The organism is Alloprevotella sp. OH1205_COT-284 (assembly GCF_003859795.1).
In the GTDB taxonomy this organism is placed as follows: Bacteria; Bacteroidota; Bacteroidia; order Bacteroidales; family Bacteroidaceae; genus Alloprevotella.
In genome coordinates, this window is record NZ_RQYI01000011.1 from 45,247 (window position 1) to 62,902 (window position 17,656).

The 17,656-nt window shown below is 51.8% G+C and carries 9 protein-coding genes; all 9 read right to left on the reverse strand.

Annotated elements, in window-relative coordinates; translation table 11 throughout:
- Positions 1–78: 78 nt before the first annotated feature.
- Positions 79–4,974 carry an alpha-2-macroglobulin family protein gene (locus tag EII14_RS04435; RefSeq protein ID WP_124931355.1) on the reverse strand — a complete coding sequence of 1,632 codons (4,896 nt, stop codon included), beginning with the start codon at positions 4,972–4,974 and terminating at the stop codon, positions 79–81.
- Between the two features lie 65 nt (positions 4,975–5,039).
- Complete coding sequence (locus EII14_RS04440) at positions 5,040–5,636, reverse strand: DUF3109 family protein (protein ID WP_124931356.1); 597 nt, start codon at positions 5,634–5,636, stop codon at positions 5,040–5,042.
- 81 nt (positions 5,637–5,717) lie between these two features.
- Positions 5,718–6,377, reverse strand: a complete 660-nt coding sequence (gene ung / locus EII14_RS04445; RefSeq protein WP_124931357.1) for a uracil-DNA glycosylase — start codon at positions 6,375–6,377, stop codon at positions 5,718–5,720.
- A 566-nt stretch (positions 6,378–6,943) separates the two neighbouring features.
- Positions 6,944–7,174: a hypothetical protein gene (locus tag EII14_RS04450; protein ID WP_124931358.1), complete on the reverse strand. Its 231-nt coding sequence runs from the start codon at positions 7,172–7,174 to the stop codon at positions 6,944–6,946.
- Between the two features lie 462 nt (positions 7,175–7,636).
- Positions 7,637–10,417 (reverse strand): DNA gyrase/topoisomerase IV subunit A, encoded by a 2,781-nt coding sequence (locus EII14_RS04455; RefSeq protein ID WP_124931359.1) that lies wholly within the window; start codon positions 10,415–10,417, stop codon positions 7,637–7,639.
- A 284-nt stretch (positions 10,418–10,701) separates the two neighbouring features.
- Positions 10,702–13,182 (reverse strand): TonB-dependent receptor, encoded by a 2,481-nt coding sequence (locus tag EII14_RS04460; protein WP_124931360.1) that lies wholly within the window; start codon positions 13,180–13,182, stop codon positions 10,702–10,704.
- A 237-nt stretch (positions 13,183–13,419) separates the two neighbouring features.
- Positions 13,420–14,178 carry a succinate dehydrogenase/fumarate reductase iron-sulfur subunit gene (locus tag EII14_RS04465; protein WP_124931361.1) on the reverse strand — a complete coding sequence of 253 codons (759 nt, stop codon included), beginning with the start codon at positions 14,176–14,178 and terminating at the stop codon, positions 13,420–13,422.
- A gap of 112 nt (positions 14,179–14,290) precedes the next feature.
- Entirely contained in the window at positions 14,291–16,237 is a 1,947-nt protein-coding gene (locus EII14_RS04470) for a fumarate reductase/succinate dehydrogenase flavoprotein subunit (RefSeq protein ID WP_124931362.1), read from the reverse strand.
- 33 nt (positions 16,238–16,270) lie between these two features.
- A complete protein-coding gene (locus EII14_RS04475; protein WP_124931363.1) occupies positions 16,271–16,987 on the reverse strand; it encodes a succinate dehydrogenase/fumarate reductase cytochrome b subunit in 717 nt (238 codons plus the stop codon).
- Between the last annotated feature and the right edge of the window lie 669 nt (positions 16,988–17,656).

A 17,656-nucleotide genomic window follows, 5' to 3' on the forward strand; every position in this document is an offset into this window, starting at 1 on the left:
GACATTCCAAAGGTTGCAAAAACAGCGATAAAAAGCCGGACACGACCAACAAAGGCCATGTCCGGCATAAAGAAAAAGTTATCGACCGAGGGTCTTGACTACGATGTGGGAGGAGTTGCCCGTAAATTCGGGAGCAAAGACGCATTCGAGCGTTCCGAGACCACCGTCGAAGCGGCCGGCGCGATCGACAAACATCTCCTCGGCGAAGACGTGGCGGCCTTTGGCAAGATGCTCCGTGAAATACTCGTTTGCACTATCGCGCACCATGCGGTAGAAAGCCAATGAATGTTGCCAAGAATAGCCCGAAAGCGGATGAGCCGTTTCGAAGCAGGCCGGGCGTGAAGAGCGCAAAACGACGTGATCGAAATCGCGATCGGCGACGAGAGTGTAAACCCAGCGAACGCGGTCGCCGATGTGGATCGGAGTGTCGGTTTCGCCCTTTTGATTGAGCGCGACAGGCTGCCACTCAGTGCCTTTTTTGATTTCAAGACGGCGTTCGAGGTGCAAACCGTTGCCCTTGGCTGCGGCCTTGGCTGCGGGCAGGCGATAGGTGGCCGTCACGGCGCCCCATGCCAAACCTGCGTTGGCGTCATCGGGTTGGCGCAGCAGAGCGTAAACGGCGTCGACCGTGGCGCGCGACGTGTTCCAAACCTGCGTGCGCTTCGATTGAAGAAGCCAGAGTTTCATTTCGTCCACAAGTTGCCGGACGCTCATTCCGCCCAATGCTTCTTCCGGATTTGTCAGACGATCGAGAGCCTCCATGGCAAAGATTTGCGTCGGGATACGATAGCTTGCATATCCCTGCAAGGCTCGATCGGTGTCGAAATAACGTCCCATTTCTTCCGAAAAGACCGTGTGTTCAATCACACTTCGGAGTGCCAATCGAGCTTCGGCATCGTGCTTTGTTCCGGCCAACACCACAGCTTGTCCGCTCTTGCCATACATTGACATTTCCTTACGGTGGTGTGCTGCGCGCGAAAGCAAATAATTCACGTCGGACGACGGCTTGCGACCGAGCAAACAATCGATGTAGAGATATCGCCAATGAACTTCTCCGAGATAAAAAGAAGGTTGTTTTTCTTCTTTCATCTTTTCCACCTCATTGCGAATAAAATGATCAAGATATCGCACGGCACGCTGCAACATCGGGCGGAAATGCTGTTCTCCGGTCAGTACGGAAAGACGAGCGAGCAACAAGGTGATGTCCGCCGTTATCCATGCGGAAGTGTGCATGCCCGGATACCATGCCCAACCACCTTCTCCACTTTGAAGTTCTCGCAAACGATCGACCGCTTCGGCACGCCGTGCGGCCAATTCAGCAGATTCGATCGCAAGATACTGCGGAAGAGCAGCGACCAATTCAATGGCATAAAGGGCGATGGCCTTGTCTATGGAGGATTCGCCTTTATTTTCTAATAATTTCGGTACGACATTCGTCACTTCACTTCGGGCATCACGGCAGGTATCCACGGATAATTCGGGATGTACACCGGCTTCCAACTCTCCTAATAGGCGTCGGCGAGCTTCCGTTTCTTTTTGCGTGTAATTCTCTCCCGATTTCACCGTAAAAGGAACAGCGTGGGTGAGCGTAATTTGGCGCGAAAGAATCGGAATAACGCGCTCTTCTCCGTCACTGTAAGTTTCGGATTTTGCGATGACTCGGGCAATGAGTTCGGTGTGTCCCGTGGGCACGGCATAAGAAAAAGACGTGTTTAGGCTTTTGCCGGGAGCAAGCTCGAAAGGCTTACGGAACTTTTTCAGCATCTTTCCGTTGGAATCGCTCAATATGAAATGCAAAATGCCTTTTTGCTCGATTTCATCGACATTTCTCACCGTCACCGAAAAGTCGGTTTCATCGCCTTCACGCAGAAAACGAGGCAGGGCGGCTTCTGCCATGAGGAGTTTTCGGGCAACGATATTTTCCGTCAGTAGCGCATGCCGCAACTCGGCATCATGAGCAAACACATTCAGTTGCCATTGCGTAAGACTTTCGGGGAGCGTGAAACGAAGAGTGACTTCTCCTTTCTTATCGGTGCGCAAGCGAGGAAGGAAAAAGGCGGTTTCATCGAAATTTCGTCTGATCGTCATTGCGTCGAAATCGAAAGTATCGCTTTTTTCTTCTGCCGTGGTTGTTTGAGGAGCTGTTTCTGCATCCTCAGACACAGACACAGAAATATTGCCGGTCATCTCGTTCACTTTCGACAATCCGCGAATACGCAGAGCCGGTTTCTTCGCTCCGAATCCTACGGTGTATCTCCGATTGTAGGAAAACATATCTTCGCGCCATCGTGTCCAAGAAAGCAGGGGGACGTCGCGATATTTCACCTCGTAAGTTGCGGAAAGCGAAGGTGTATAAGCAGAAAAACATTGCGTATGAACAAGAGGTTTATTGCGACTGAAATAAAGAGAGAAGTTCCATTTATTCGTGGCAAAAGTATTGAGCGAGGCATCGTATAATGTGGCCAACACATTCGCGGTTGCAGTTTTTCCATCAGGATGTTTCACCGAAAGCGTCCATTCCTCTTCCTGCCCGGGCTGCAATCGAGAGCGGAAAGTTTTCCAACTTAAAACGAGACGCTTATCAGGGCGTGGCCGTTCGAGAAGTATCTTTTGGGAAATAAGCTTTCCATTCTTAACGGCAGCATAATAAGCCACGGCAGCATCTCCATAAGTATCTTTCCATTGATGAATAAAAGTAGCACTGTCAGTCACGGCGAAAATTTTGCTTTCAAGCAATCCGCCCTCAAAGGAAACAAGATCGTAGTGTACAAACATCGGAGCACTGATAGCGACCTTGAAAATTCCTTTCTCTTTATCGGCAATCACCTCTATCGGCTTTCTTGCTTCTGTCGGTTTTGGGAAAGGCTTCGATGAACGCACGAGCACGCTTCTGGTGCCAATTTGTGTTTCCCCATTCTCTGCCAACACTTCGGCCGACAACGTGAAATAGTGGGAGTTTTTTGGGGAAATAGTATCTCCCAATTGTACTTCGATTTGAAAAAAGCCGTTTTCATCGGTCGACAGCTCACCAGACTGATTGTAAACCAATTGGTTCTGAGCGTGATTTCTCCACAAAGAGTTGGATTTCAGTTGCCACTTTACACGCGCTTTTTCCAAAGGAAGATCATTGTAAGTACGGACATGCCCTCTGAACGTCACACGATCCCCCAAATACGGTGTAGCGGCAAGAGTATCGATAGTCACGCTGAAAGTGGGACGTTTATACTCTTCTACACGAAAATGAATACGAGCTTGGAAATCTCTTTTCGGCGGAAGAAATACCCAAAAACGTCCCGGCCTGCAATACTTAGGAAGGATGATCTTTGTAGAAAAAACCCCCATTTCATCGGAAGAAACCGAAAGTGCATCAAGCTTTTTACCTTGGGCATCAAAGACAATCAATTCCCCCTTCCATCCGCTCACCACTTCAATGTTATCTTCCATTTGCGCATAGACCAATCCGGAAATTTCCACGGCCTGCCCCGGACGATAAATTGCGCGATCAGTGAATAACCTGACTTTTCCCTCACGACGCGGAGAAGTCAAAGGAAGTTTATCTCCATAGGAATTATAATTACCGTAGTCAAGCGGCGGAAGATAAATACTGTCGTTATCTAAACTTTCGGCACTTCCACTGACGGCATCCACAAAACGAGTGCGTAAAACAGAACCGTCATGGCTGACAGCATGAAAAATCAGACGCTGCGCCTTAGCGGCATACGCCAACTGTACATCTTTACGATGCCCGTCGGCCAACAATTCGATCAGATATACGCCGGCTTTTGGAAAATGAAACGAAATAGAATCTTCATATTCACGATATGCCGGAACAGATTTGAGTGTACGACGAAGCGAAAGTTCTTCGGTGGAAGAAACTTGCCGGAACAACCGTTCTATTCGATTACTTTCAAAAGCATCGATCAAACGCGGATCGTTGCCACGGACACCATTGAGACGATGAAAACGCACTTGAAGCGTCCGAATGTTCTGTGAACGTATCTTGGCCTTGTATTTCAAACCGGGATAAAAAGCCGTATTTTCAGAAAATGACAACAAATTTTCCCAAGAAAGTACAAGTTGAGGGTTCTCCACTCTTTTCAAAAAATCATCAAGTTCGACGGTACGATTTCTGCCATAACGATTCATCCCTTCTCTCGCCAAGGCGACGGCTTCATCCAAACGATCTGCTTCCAATTCTTGACAAAGTCGGGAATAAGTATTCACATTTTCCGGAAGTTCTATATATCGAAGACGTATTTTCTCTAAAAATGCGCTTCGCTCTTTGTCAGCTCGCAAATCAGCTCTGTGCAAATCTGTGAAGAGCATTGCCCGGAGATTTTGCTCACGCTCATAAAATTCAAGGTTTTTGAGCAGTAAACTATCGATAAAACCATTGGAAAACATGGTTTTCATGACATCATGCTCATCAATGATTTCAATCATAGACAAGGTCAGCACGGAAAGCAAGTCGTCTTGATAAACAGTTCTACTGCTACCTCCGACTTCAAAAAGGGGGAAAAAATCTTTCGTCCGAGCCTTTCCGAGCCTATCGACCTCTTCCATCGATGAAACCAATAGTTTTTTCACGTGAATGGCGGTTTCATCGGAATCATCAACCGTTTGCAAAAGCAGCAAACGCGCCAAAGCATTTTGGTAGAGCGCACGTTCCACCGGACGCGTTTCTTGTGCCAATGCCGTCTCGATATGTTTGAGATAAACGGCTCCGCTGTCGCGTGCAACCTCTTGTTGCAAGACTTGGGCAGTGAAAAGCGCACGAATGAGTTGGGGCGTGTTTTTTGTGCGCAGTGCATCATTTCGGATGGCATCAAGATGGGTGAGTGCCGTTTTCGGAAGATCCTCGTCGAGGGCTTTTTCCACCGCTTTCCATTGTCGGTCATAGTTTTGTGCGGCCGCCGAAAAGGCGACGAGCAAAAACGATGCGGAAAGCAAGAATTTGCAAAGTTTTTTTCTCATAGTATCGGATATTGTTCAAAAAATGATGGTTTCATCGGCAATTTCTGTTTCTACGCCCGATGAAATCAGCTTAAAAGCCCTTCTTCTTTGAGAGCGGCCACAAGTTGTTCGAGTTCGGCATACCACTCTTTGCCAAAACGACGAATGAGCGGTTCTTTCAAAAACACGTAAATGGGCAGTCCAAGTTCATTTCCCAATTTTCGTGCCGGCGCGCACACCGTCCAACGGTCATAATTGAGGGCAACGGTGCCATTAGACAAGCGTTTTTCACGAATCGGATAGAGATAACAGCTGATGGGTTTCGCCCAATCTATACGCCCCTCCCGATGGGCACGATCCGTGGCACACAAACAAACGCCCCGCTCATCATAGCAGGTGAAACAGCAATCTTTTCCTCCGACGATACTTGTGACAAGCTCTCCGTCGGGATCACGATAGGCCACTCCTTGTTTGTTGAGCACCTTTCGGGCACGTGGATCGAGATCATGCCAAACAGCCGGCAACACACGCTCCAAATGCCCGATTTCATCGACCGTCACCGGCGCGCCGGCATCTCCCTCAATGCAACAAGCACCGCCGCAGGCTTCGAGATCGCAGCAAAAATGTTCGGTCAGGATGTCGGGCGAGAGCAAAACGTCGCCCACTTGAAGAATGGGAAGCATGGCAGATGTTGGGGAATAATGAGGTTTGGCAAAGCATTGCAAGCTGTGCTCGATTTACTTTTTACGGTGATGCGGAGCAGCCTACCAAACGATGGGCGATTTGCCGTTTTGACACAGATAGGCATTGGCGCGCGAAAAGTGGTGGTTGCCGAAGAAACCGCGATAGGCCGACAGCGGAGAGGGGTGTGCGCTTTTGAGCACCAGATGTCGGGAAGTGTCGATGAAAGCGCCTTTTTTCTGCGCGTAACTCCCCCAAAGAATAAACACCAAGCCCTCCCGTTCTTCGGCAAGGCGGCGCACGGCGGCATCGGTGAACAGTTCCCAACCGCGGCCTTGATGCGAGCCGGCGCGATGCGCTCTGACGGTGAGTGTGGCATTGAGCAGCAAAACGCCTTGATCCGCCCAGCGCAACAAACTGCCGCTTTCGGGAGAAGGTGTGCCGAGATCGCTCTCTATTTCTTTGAAGATATTGAGCAGCGAGGGCGGTTTTGCGACGCCGTCGGGAACGGAGAAGCATAAACCCTCGGCCTGCCCCGGTTCGTGATAAGGATCTTGTCCGAGGATCACGACTTTCACCTCATCGAAAGGACAATGGTCGAAAGCGGCAAAAACCTTTGACGCCGGAGGGAAACATCTCGTTGAAGCATATTCCGTGCGGACAAAAGCAGAAAGCTCTTGAAAATAAGGAGCCTCAAATTCCGATTTCAGACGTTGATGCCAAGAGGGGTGAATGCGTATCATGGAAAAATTACATTTCTTTGCCTTTCCTTCTTGCCGTTTGTCCATGAAGAGCGTCAAAGGAAGAGGGAAGATCGGGGTTCTCTGCAAAGTTAAAAATAAAGGGTGATTAGCCCAAATTCCTTTTATTTTTTTATCGGTAGGCAACGCGGAGTTGAGCAGGAGCGAAAGACCGTTCACAAACTTATGCCACGCGGAAGCCCGCTCGTCATTCCTTCCGCTGATGTCTTTCTCGTTCCCTACGAAACGGATTGACGGGCAGATGTCCGAACTTACTTTTTTTGAGGGGAAGGTCTGCCATAGAAATGTAGGGCGTTCCTCTCGGTGTCCTCCAATGTTTCTCAAACACAAGAAACACCGTCGGCACGGAAATTCGCGATGCAAGAATGCCCCGTCCTCCAATCGTTCAAAGAGGCGTGTCCGTTGTTCGCCCCGACCAAAGACCGGAGCGGGATTGTTTTGACGATTTTCTGACCGCCACTCCCCTGCCCTTCGAAGCTTGCCACACCGAAAAAACGTGTTTGATTATCGGTCGGAAACTTTTGCGACAACCTCGGAGCGTTGCACACCTATTTTTGTTCGCCTTTGCATCGTCCGGCAAGGCCGACACCCCTGCTTTCACCCCATAATTTTGTTTTTTGCCGTTTTGCCTTCGCAAAAGCGAATACCGATTTGATTTTCAGCGCATTTCGTGCGAAGGCAAGTGAAGGCAAACTTCCCGACGAATTTGTAACAAACTGAAAATCAAAAACTCTCGGTGAAGGCAAAATCCTCGTTTTGCTTTCACCTGCTTTCACCATGGCGGTGCGCAAAGCGGCCTTTTTCGAGGGTGTGAAAGCAAAATTTCGCGATAACAAACTGGACAACAAGCAGTTGGGAGAGGAAATTTTATTTTGCCTTCACTTGCCTTCGCACGAAATTCACTGACATTCAACGATTTGATTCGTTTTGCGAAGGCAGTGAAGGCAAAATGCTATCCATAGGTATACGCGCGTGCGCGCGAGAGCAGGGGGTGCTGCGCGCAGACAGGAGGCAGAATGATTTACCTTTGAGGTAGAATTTTCCAACTCAGAGGTAGAACCTCCCGGCTCAAAGGCAGTTTTTTTCAACTCGCAGGTTGTCGCGCTTTTCCGCCCGAATTGCATCGTCGTCTTTTGAAGAGTTCTCCCCCGACAAATGTCCGATCTGAAAACGGCAGGCCTTCCCGATCAAGAGAGGCCTGCCGCTTCTGTGGGTCGGCTGTCAATGCGAAACGGGGGAAATCAGAAGAGTTTGAGTTGCCCCGTCAGTTCGTCCATGATGTCGTTTTCGGTTTGTGAGGGAGGCGTGGCGATGCTTTTGTCCGGATCTATGGTTTCCGGTTCGATGGTTTCATCGTCGGACACCTGCTCCTCGATTTCCGGAAATCGGGTAGGTTCGAGCTCTTCCACCTTGGCCACGTTGAGGGTGGTCACGCGTTTGCCTTTCGCCTTGAAACTTTTCACGCCGATAAACTCCTCGGCGTCGATTTCCAAGGGTTCTCGGAAATCGTCGGGGGCGGCATAGGTGACGCGGAAGCGCGGAAAGGCTTGGTCGGAGAGTGCCACGAAACGGCAATCGGGATTTTCGCCCATGAAATTGAGATGGCGCGTTTGAGCGGTGCGTTCGAGGGTGAAGCGTTTCACGTAGAGGTTGTTGTCGTTGTCGGCATCATAAAGGACGGCCGTCCAAACCTTTTCTTCCGAGAACTTCTCCACCCGCAATATGCCCGACGCCTCATAGTGGTTGTTGGGGTCGAAGTTGGTGGTGTAGAAATCTCCGTTTTCGAGCACGACCAACACCATGTCGCCGCTGTGAAACTCGCCCAAAAATGCGCCGCGTTCGTCGAAATTGAGCCGCTGCACATCGTGATCGAACCACACTTTTCGGCCGCCGAGGGTTGAAGCACCGTGGGCTTTGAGGGTAATGCGGTGTACGTCAAGGCGCGTGAGCAGATTTCCCTTTGAACCACGACCTTTCACGGCCAACTCGGCAAACGACTTGTCGAAGAAAATGCGGCGCAGCTTGGGATTGGGTTTGAGCGTGACCTTGATGACTTCGGCCTCGCCGTTGGGATTGGCCGTGAAATAGTGTACCTTGGAGCCGGGAGCACCCGTCGTCAGGTCGTACTCCCTATCTTGCGTGATGCTCGTCACGTTGAAGCGTTTCACGTAGTAGGCTCCGTCTTTGCCGTCGCGATAAACGGCATTGTAGATGGTGCGCTGATCGTTTTTCTTGAAGACGGCGATGTGGATGATTTCGGCCTTTCGCTTTTCGGCCTTCGAACGCTCGGTTTCGCCGATGTAAACCTTGTCGGACACGCGCGTCACTTTGTAGGTGCCGTCGCGATAGAAGATGATGACATTGTCGATATTGGAGCAGTTTTCGACAAACTCGTCTTTTTTCAAAGACGTCCCCATAAATCCGTCGGCGCGGTTGATGTAGAGTTTTTCGTTGGCTTCCACCACTTTTGCGGCCTCGATGGTGTCGAAAGAGCGGATTTCCGTCAATCGGGGATGTTCGGCCGCGTAGCGGTCTTTGATGAGGGTGAACCAACGGATGGCTACATCGGTGAGATGGGCGAGGTCGTGGTCGATTTCGGCAATTTCGGCTTTGATGCGCGCGATGAGTTCGTCGGCTTTGGCTTTGTTGAATTTGAGAATGCGCGCCATTTTGATTTCGAGCAGGCGGAGAAGATCGTCGCGAGTGACGGCGCGCACGAAGTCCTTTTTGAACGGTTCGAGCCGTGTGTCGATGTGCTTCAAGGCGATGTCGAGATCGGCCGCGTTTTCATAAGCCTTGTCCTTATAGATGCGTTCGTCGATGAAGATGCGTTCCAAGGAGGCAAACATCATGCTTTCCAAGAGTTCGCCGCGGCGGATTTCAAGCTCCCGGCGCAACAACTCCTTGGTGTTTTCGGCATTGGCTTTGAGCACCTCGCTCACCGTCACAAATCTCGGCGTGGCATCGTCGATGATGCAGCAGTTGGGCGATATGCTCACCTCGCAGTCGGTAAACGCATAGAGGGCATCGAGCGTTTTGTCGCTCGACACTCCGGGTGCCAAATGCACCAATATCTCCACTTGTTCGGCGGTGAAATCTTGTATTTGCCGGATTTTGATACGCCCTTTGTCGGCCGCCTTTTTAATGCTTTCGCAAAGGCTGTCGACGGTTTTTCCGAAAGGCAGTTCGGTAATGGCAATGGTTTTGCTGTCGCGCTTTTCGATTCGGGCGCGCACCTTCACGCTGCCGCCGCGAAGTCCGTCGTTATAGCGCGAAACATCGATCAGACCGCCCGTTTGGAAATCCGGATAAATCTTAAACTCCTCACCGCGAAGGTAAGCAATGGCCGCATCGCAAAGCTCACCGAAATTGTGGGGCAGGATTTTCGCACTCAGTCCGACGGCAATGCCCTCCGCTCCTTGCGCCAACAGGAGAGGGAACTTCACGGGCAGTGCGACCGGTTCTTTGTTGCGGCCGTCGTAGGAGAGTTTCCATTCGGTGGTTTTGGGATTGAAGAGCACGTCGAGCGCAAACTTCGTCAGCCGCCCTTCGATGTATCGGGGAGCGGCCGCCTCGTCGCCGGTCAGGATATTGCCCCACGACCCTTGGCAGTCAATGAGCAGATTTTGTCGTCCCATCTGCGTGAGCGCATCGACAATGGAGGCGTCGCCGTGAGGGTGAAACTTCATGGTTTCGCCGGCAATGTTGGCCACTTTGTTGTAGCGGCCGTCGTCCATGCGCTTCATCGTGTGGAGAATGCGCCGCTGCACGGGTTTCAATCCGTCGTAAAGATGCGGAACGGCACGTTCGAGAATAACGTAGGAGGCATAGTCGAGAAACCAGTTTTGGTACATTCCTTTGAGGGGATGCACACTGATGTTCTCTTCGCCGTCGGCGGCATTGGGGTCGTAGCCGGAATGCTCGGCCGGAGCGTCCGTATCGACGTCTTCCGTTTCGTGAAGTTCGCGCTGTGCGGTGAGGTCTTCGGTTTGAAATTCCGTGTCTTTCGGGTCTTTGCTCATCGTGTCTTTGTGATTTTCGCCGCGTCTTTGCGCAGGCGCGTCGGGTTGTGTTTTGCAAAAATAACGATTTCTGAGCAAATGACAGGTGTTTTGCAGAATTTCCCCCTGCCCTTTCGCTCATTTTGTGGATGTCCGCCGGTCGGATGTCGGCTTCCCACCGGTCATGTCCGAAAAGTGCTTGCGGGGCAGACATAGGCTACCGACAAGAAAGAGTTCGTGTCAAGATAAAGCTTTTGACACGAACTCTTTTGAAGCTATACTGTGCGCCCCATGGGCGTGTGAGATCAATAGTTGATTTTGATACCGGCAAAGAAACTGCGAGGAGCGGTCGGGCCATAAATGTAGGCCGAGTCGCGACCGGGACCGCGGTCGAAGTCGTCTTGGTAGGCGTTGAAGATGTTTTGAACGCCGGCATACAACTGCATGGAGTAGTATTTGTAAACGGGGATCGTGTATTGCACCTTCATGCCCAGCTCGAAGAACGAAGGCGTCTTAAACGTGCGAGGGCCATAGGTGGTGGCGGTTTGTCCTTCGCCCGTCATCATGCGGTCGGCGTGGATAATGGCGGCAGGAGCACCGTTGAATTGGGTGAGGCTGCCATCATCTTCGGTGGGGATTTCGTGGCCGGCCAACATCGAACCGGTGTAGTTTCCGGTCAGGGAGATGTCCAAACGCTTGTTGGGGCTGTAAGTGGTCACGAAGTAGGCGTAAGTATCGGGCGTGCGATACATGCGACGAGTTTTGTAGCTGTCGTCTTCGTTCCATTGCTGCTCCACGTCCCATTGGCTCTTTTGAAGTGTAACGCCACCCTGCAAACTCCACAAGTTGCGGTAGGAAAGGCGGCCTTCGAGGTTGGTGCCGTAGACCTTCGCTCCATCGGAGTTGGTGCGGGTTTTCACGATGTGTTCCGTGCCGTTGATGTCGCGTTTCGACTGTACGGAGCTGAACGCATCTTTGAGATGCGTGAAGAAGCCTTCGAGAGTGAGGTTCAGCTGCCAATTATTGCCGAGGCGCGTGTACCAGTCGGCCGATGCGCTGAAACTGTTGGAGCGTTCTTCGCGCAGGTTATCGGCATTTTCGGAGATAATGAGATCGCCGCCGGCATTGTCTACGTGGAGGTCTTCGTCAAAGAGTTGAGGAGCACGGAAGCCGGAGCTGTAATTGGCGCGGAGCACGAGATCGCGAGAGGGGTTGAAGCGGATATTGGCGCGAGGGCTGAAAATCGCTTTTTTGAGCATGGAGTGCTTGTCGAGGCGTCCGCCGATGAGGAAGCTCCATACATCGGTCTTCCATTCGTTTTGCAGAAATCCGCTCGATGTATGCACAGTTTGGCTGATGAAAGAAGGACGATAGCCGCTCTTGTCATCAAGTTGGTCGTGAGAATATTCCAATCCGGCCGTGAGTTGAGAGGGCATGAAGAGGAAACGCTCGAAATCGTAAGAGTATTGTCCGCCGCCGACATACGTCATGCCTTCGGTGTGTCCGTAGGAGATGAGGCGTTTTTGCATTTCTTCGGCCTGTTCGGGAGTCAGAGGAGCTGTTTTTGCCGATTCGATAAGATCGGAAACGAGCAGATCTCCACCACCATAGTAGCTGTTGCGATCCACCTTCATGAAAGAAGTGTAGGCGTTGAAGCGATGACGTCCGTCTTCGGATACCTGTGAGTAGTTGAGGCTTCCGCTGAGGTTGTTGTGGCGGAGTTGTTCGGCGATGTGTGCGTTGTGGGGTTCGTTTTTGAGGAGATCGCCTCCGCGACGATATTCACCGGTGCTGTGGAGTTCTCCCGTGAGGCGCGAATAGTCGGAGAATTTGGCGAAAGCGCGCATTCCCACGGTGCGGCCTTGGAGCACGGGGGTTTCGGTGTAGCCGTCGTTGTCGTGGTCGTAGCCGGAGCGATGACGGTTTTGTCCGAAAATGGTGAAGCCGAGGCGATTGTTGTCGCTGACGTAGGTGGCGTTGAGGTTGGTTGTGTTTTCAAAAGATTTCATGCCGTTGAAACCACGGATTTGATGAGAGAAACCGCCGGAGGGGGCAATGGGCTCTTTGGTGATGATGTTGATCACACCGGCAATGGCAGAACTTCCGAACAAAGCCGAACCGCCGCCGCGCATCACTTCGACGCGCTCAACCATGTTGGTCGGGATTTGCTCCAAGCCATAGACTCCGGCCAACGGACTGAACACGGGGCGAGAGTCGATGAGGATTTGGCTGTAAGGACCTTCAAGGCCATTGATGCGCACCTGACTGAAACCGCAGTTTTGGCAGTTGCTCTCGACGCGCACACCGGGTTGGAATTTGAGAGCCTGCGAGAGGTCTGTGCTTTGTGTGCGTTCAAAAATCTTTGTGTCGATCACATTGACGAGCGAGGGAGCCAATCGGCGTTTGGTGGCGTTTCGCGTAGCGGAAACCACGACATCTCCGAGTTGGACATCTTCGGAATCCAATTCAAAGTTGGCCACCACCGTGGAATTGGCTTTGGCTTCGATCTTGCGTGTGGCTGTGGTGTAGCCCATGGCCTTGGCTTCGATGGTGTGACTGCCTACGGCGGCGTCTTTCAAGAAGAAGTGGCCGGAGGCATCGGTCACGGCGGTTTGCTTCGTTTCGACGAGTGTCACCACCGCGCCCACAAGATATTGTTTTGTCGTGGCGTCCATGACGTGGCCGATGATGTTGGCCTCGGTTTCTTTTTTGGTGTTGTGATGGTTGCCTGCCACCGCCCAAATTCCGGTGCAGAACAATAGTAGAAGAGGTAATAATTTTTTCATTGAAATGAGATTAGTGAATAACTAATTGATGCGAACAACGGTCGTTCTTCGCTTTTCGGGTGCAAAGTTACGCCCTTGTTCGACGTTAGGCAATACCTATAATGAGGGATTTTCCGACTATTTTTCCATCTTCAAATATCTGTTTGCTCATTGCAGATACCAAAATACGAAAGTCACCTCTTCCGTAGAATGGGAGAGGCGACTTTCGGTTTGTTTCAAAGCGATGAACTGCGCAGTTTAGTCAGCCAGTTTAGCTTTGATAAATTCGCGATTGAGGCGTGCGATGTTGGCGATGCTCTCGTTTTTGGGGCATACGGCTTCGCAGGCTCGGGTGTTGGTGCAGTTTCCAAATCCGAGTTCGTCCATTTTGGCCACCATGGCTTTGGCACGCTTTGCGCCTTCCACGCGTCCTTGCGGAAGGAGGGCGAATTGCGACACTTTCGACGAAACGAAGAGCATGGCCGATCCGTTTTTGCAGGCCGCCACACAAGCTCCGCATCCGATGCAGGTTGCGCAGTCCATGGCTTCGTCGGCTTCGGCTTTACCGATGAGGATGGCGTTGGCGTCTTGTGCCTGTCCGGTGCGGATGGTGGTGTATCCGCCGGCTGCCTGAATTTTGTCGAATGCCGTGCGATCCACCATGCAGTCTTTGATCACGGGGAAAGCGGCCGATCTCCAAGGTTCGACGGTGATGACGTCGCCGTCTTTGAAGCGACGCATGTAGAGCTGGCAGGTGGTGGCTCCCGTTCCAGTTTTGCCGTGGGGCGTTCCGTTGATGTAGAGCGAACACATGCCGCAGATGCCCTCGCGGCAGTCGTGGTCGAACACAAAAGGCTCTTTGCCATCGTTGATGAGCTCTTCGTTGAGAATGTCGAGCATTTCGAGGAAGCTGGTGTCATCGGGGATGTTTTTCATTTCGCGTTGTTCGAAATGACCGGCATCCTTGGGTCCGTTCTGCTTCCAATATTTTACGGTGAAAGATATATTCTTTGCCATTGTTTTTTAGTGTTTGGGAGGAAACGTTGTTTCGGAAGCTGCTCCTTTTCCCCATTGTGGGGAGTGTGTTGCGGAGCAGTTGTTCCGAATGACGAAACAACGAATGCCGGTTTTACGATTTGTAATTACGCGTTTGCACCTTGATCGTTTCGTAGTTGAGCGGCTCTTTGGAGAGCACGGGAGCAACTTCGTCGCTACCTTGATACTCCCAGCAGCCCACGTAGAAGAAGTTGGCGTCGTCGCGTTTGGCTTCGCCCTCTTCGGTTTGGTGTTCTTCGCGGAAGTGTCCTCCGCACGATTCTTCCCGGTGCAAGGCATCGTTGGCCATCAGCTCACCCATCAGGATGAAGTCTTCGAGTCGGAGTGCCTTTTCGAGTTCGACATTTACGCCGTCTTGCGTGCCGGGAATGCGGAGATCCTTGTAGAAAGTCTTGCGGATTTCTTTGAGCAACTGCAAGCCTTTTTCAAGCCCTTCTTTGGTGCGTCCCATGCCGACGTATTCCCACATGATGTGTCCCAGTTCTTTGTGTATGCTGTCCACGGAACGTGTTCCGCCGATGTCGAAAAGACGCTTGATGCGGTCTTTGACGGCTTTTTCGGCGGCTTCAAATTCCGGCAGATCGGTGGAGAAGCGGGGCACGGTGATTTGGTCGGCGAGGTAGTTTTGAATGGTGTAGGGCAAAACGAAGTAACCATCTGCCAATCCTTGCATGAGTGCCGATGCACCGAGGCGGTTGGCGCCGTGGTCGGAGAAGTTACATTCGCCAATGGCAAAAAGACCGTTGATGGTGGTCATGAGTTCGTAGTCCACCCAGATGCCGCCCATGGTGTAGTGAATGGCGGGGAAAATCTGCATCGGGGTTTCGTAGGGGCTTTCGTCGGTGATTTCCTCATACATGTCGAAGAGGTTTCCGTAGCGCGCTTCAATTTCTTTGCGCCCGAAGTCTTTGATGGCTTGCGAGAAATCAAGGAACACGGCCAAGCCGGTGTTGTTCACGCCGTAGCCCTTGTCGCAGCGTTCTTTGGCGGCACGCGAGGCCACATCGCGGGGCACGAGGTTTCCGAAAGCCGGATAGCGGCGTTCGAGATAGTAGTCGCGGTCTTCTTCGGGGATGTCCTTACCTTGCAAACGTCCTTCCTGACAGGCCTTGGCGTCTTCGAGCTTCTTGGGCACCCAGATGCGACCGTCGTTGCGGAGCGACTCGGACATGAGCGTGAGTTTCGATTGCTTGTCGCCGTGTACGGGGATGCAAGTGGGGTGGATTTGCACATAGGAGGGGTTGGCAAAGAGTGCCCCTTTGCGATAGCAGGCAATGGCGGCCGAAGCGTTGCACCCCATGGCGTTGGTGGAAAGGAAGTAGGTATTTCCGTAGCCGCCGGTTCCGATCACCACGGCGTGTGCCGAGAAGCGTTCGACAGCACCGGTCACGAGGTTGCGGGCGATGATACCGCGAGCGCGTCCGTCGATGATCACGACGTCGAGCATTTCGTAGCGCGTGTAGAGTTCAACCGTTCCGGCGTTCACTTGGCACATGAGCGAAGAGTAGGCTCCGAGAAGGAGCTGCTGGCCGGTTTGGCCTTTGGCATAGAAGGTGCGGCTCACCTGCGCTCCTCCAAACGAGCGGTTGGCAAGCATGCCGCCGTACTCGCGGGCAAAGGGCACGCCTTGCGCCACGCATTGGTCGATGATGGCGTTGCTCACCTCGGCCAAGCGGTAGACGTTGGCTTCACGAGCGCGATAGTCGCCGCCCTTGACCGTGTCGTAGAAGAGGCGATACACGGAGTCGCCGTCGTTCTGATAGTTTTTAGCTGCATTGATACCGCCTTGTGCCGCAATCGAGTGTGCACGGCGGGGAGAATCTTGGATGCAGAAGTTCTTTACTTTGAAGCCCATTTCGCCAAGCGATGCCGCTGCGCTCGCACCGGCCAAGCCCGTTCCCACGACGATGACGTCGAGTTTGCGCTTGTTTTTGGGGTTCACCAGTTTTTGGTGTGCCTTATAGTTCGTCCACTTTTCGGCGATGGGGCCTTCGGGTATTCTGGAATTTATGGTAGCCATGATGGTTGGTTCGGATGAAAGGGGTGAAACTTCTTAATTTGCGCAGCAGGCACCGGCGGCACTGCAAGCTTGTCCGCAGAAAAGGGCGGCCAGTTGAAACTTGATGACAACGGCGGCAAACATGCCCATGATAATGGTGGAGTAGACAAGACTGATGACTTGAAGTCGTTCCAACCAGATTTTACCACTTGCCCCCAGCGTGTGGAACGCGCTCCAAAGGCCGTGGTTGAGGTGAAACCAAATGGCAGCGAGCCAAATGAGATAAAGCACGGAATAAACGGGGCAGGAGAACGTGCGTTCGATCCAATAGTAGCCGTCGGTGGCGTAGAGTTCGGCCGTTCCGCCCACGTGCATCAGCTCGACCAGCATCATCTTTGCCCAAAAGTTGTAGAGGTGCAAAGCCATGCCGAGAATGATGATGACTCCGAGCACAAACATGTTTTGAGAAGCCCATTCCACCTTTTCGGGGCGGTCGGTCACGGCATATTTGCTATTGCCGCGGGCTTTCTTGTTTTGAAGCGTGAGGATGAGGGCGTAAACGAAGTGAATCACGACGAGCGCACCCAATCCTGCGGTGGCGGCCACGGCATACCAGTTGGCGCCCAACATTTCGCAGATCATGTTGTAGCCTTCGCGAGAGAAGAGGGCAACAAGGTTCATGCAGCCGTGGAACGTGAGGAAGAGAATCAGCGCAATGCCGCTCACGGACATGATCACTTTTCTTCCGATCGATGAATTAGTTAACCACATAATAGATTGAGGAATTTAAATTGTTGATATTGTGTTTTGTTTTTTTACTCTTTTCGGCGTCGTGAAATCTCCTCATTTGTAAGGAGCAGTTTACCTCTGCAAATTTAGACGATTTCCTGCAAATTACAAAAAAAAACAGATAAAAAGCACCGATTTTCAAGCGGGCTCCCGCTCGCATTTGAAGCAGAAGCGGATTTTGTGCTCAAAGTCATGCTTTTTGTGCGATTTTCCGTGTTCCACTTTGTCCTTATCGCCTCTTTTTGTGTCGCTTGCGATAAAACGAGAAGGAAAATATCCGGCCGACGAAAATTACGCGAAAAAGCCGTTTTCCGGGGTTTTCACCATGGCGTTTCCGCGACGGAAGGGCGTAGTTTCCGTCCTGTTGGAATTAGTGTTTTTTCAGTATTTCTTTCTTCCCACCCGAAAGACATGCAACATGCCCTGCGACGGCGTCGGGCAAAAAAAGTATGGAGGCAGCGCGAACGGAATGGGAGATAGGAATTTCTACCTCTGAGCCTGTTTGTTTTACATGGGAGGCAGAGAAATCTTGCCGCTCCCAAGTCGCCATGCTCCCCTCCTCTCGCGTACGCGCGCGTTTCCCCTTTACATCGTTTTTTGCTTCCGCTGCCTTCACTTTTGAGGCTATAACAATGAAAATCAATCACTTTT

Excerpts from the sequence above, each read along its gene's own strand:
- EII14_RS04470 (WP_124931362.1), bottom strand. The coding sequence starts at position 16,237 with ATGGCTACCATAAATTCCAGAATACCCGAAGGCCCCATCGCCGAAAAG.
- EII14_RS04465 (WP_124931361.1), bottom strand. The coding sequence starts at position 14,178 with ATGGCAAAGAATATATCTTTCACCGTAAAATATTGGAAGCAGAACGGA.
- EII14_RS04475 (WP_124931363.1), bottom strand. The coding sequence starts at position 16,987 with ATGTGGTTAACTAATTCATCGATCGGAAGAAAAGTGATCATGTCCGTG.
- EII14_RS04440 (WP_124931356.1), bottom strand. The coding sequence starts at position 5,636 with ATGCTTCCCATTCTTCAAGTGGGCGACGTTTTGCTCTCGCCCGACATC.
- EII14_RS04460 (WP_124931360.1), bottom strand. The coding sequence starts at position 13,182 with ATGAAAAAATTATTACCTCTTCTACTATTGTTCTGCACCGGAATTTGG.
- ung (WP_124931357.1), bottom strand. The coding sequence starts at position 6,377 with ATGATACGCATTCACCCCTCTTGGCATCAACGTCTGAAATCGGAATTT.
- EII14_RS04455 (WP_124931359.1), bottom strand. The coding sequence starts at position 10,417 with ATGAGCAAAGACCCGAAAGACACGGAATTTCAAACCGAAGACCTCACC.
- EII14_RS04435 (WP_124931355.1), bottom strand. The coding sequence starts at position 4,974 with ATGAGAAAAAAACTTTGCAAATTCTTGCTTTCCGCATCGTTTTTGCTC.
- EII14_RS04450 (WP_124931358.1), bottom strand. The coding sequence starts at position 7,174 with ATGGTGAAAGCAGGTGAAAGCAAAACGAGGATTTTGCCTTCACCGAGA.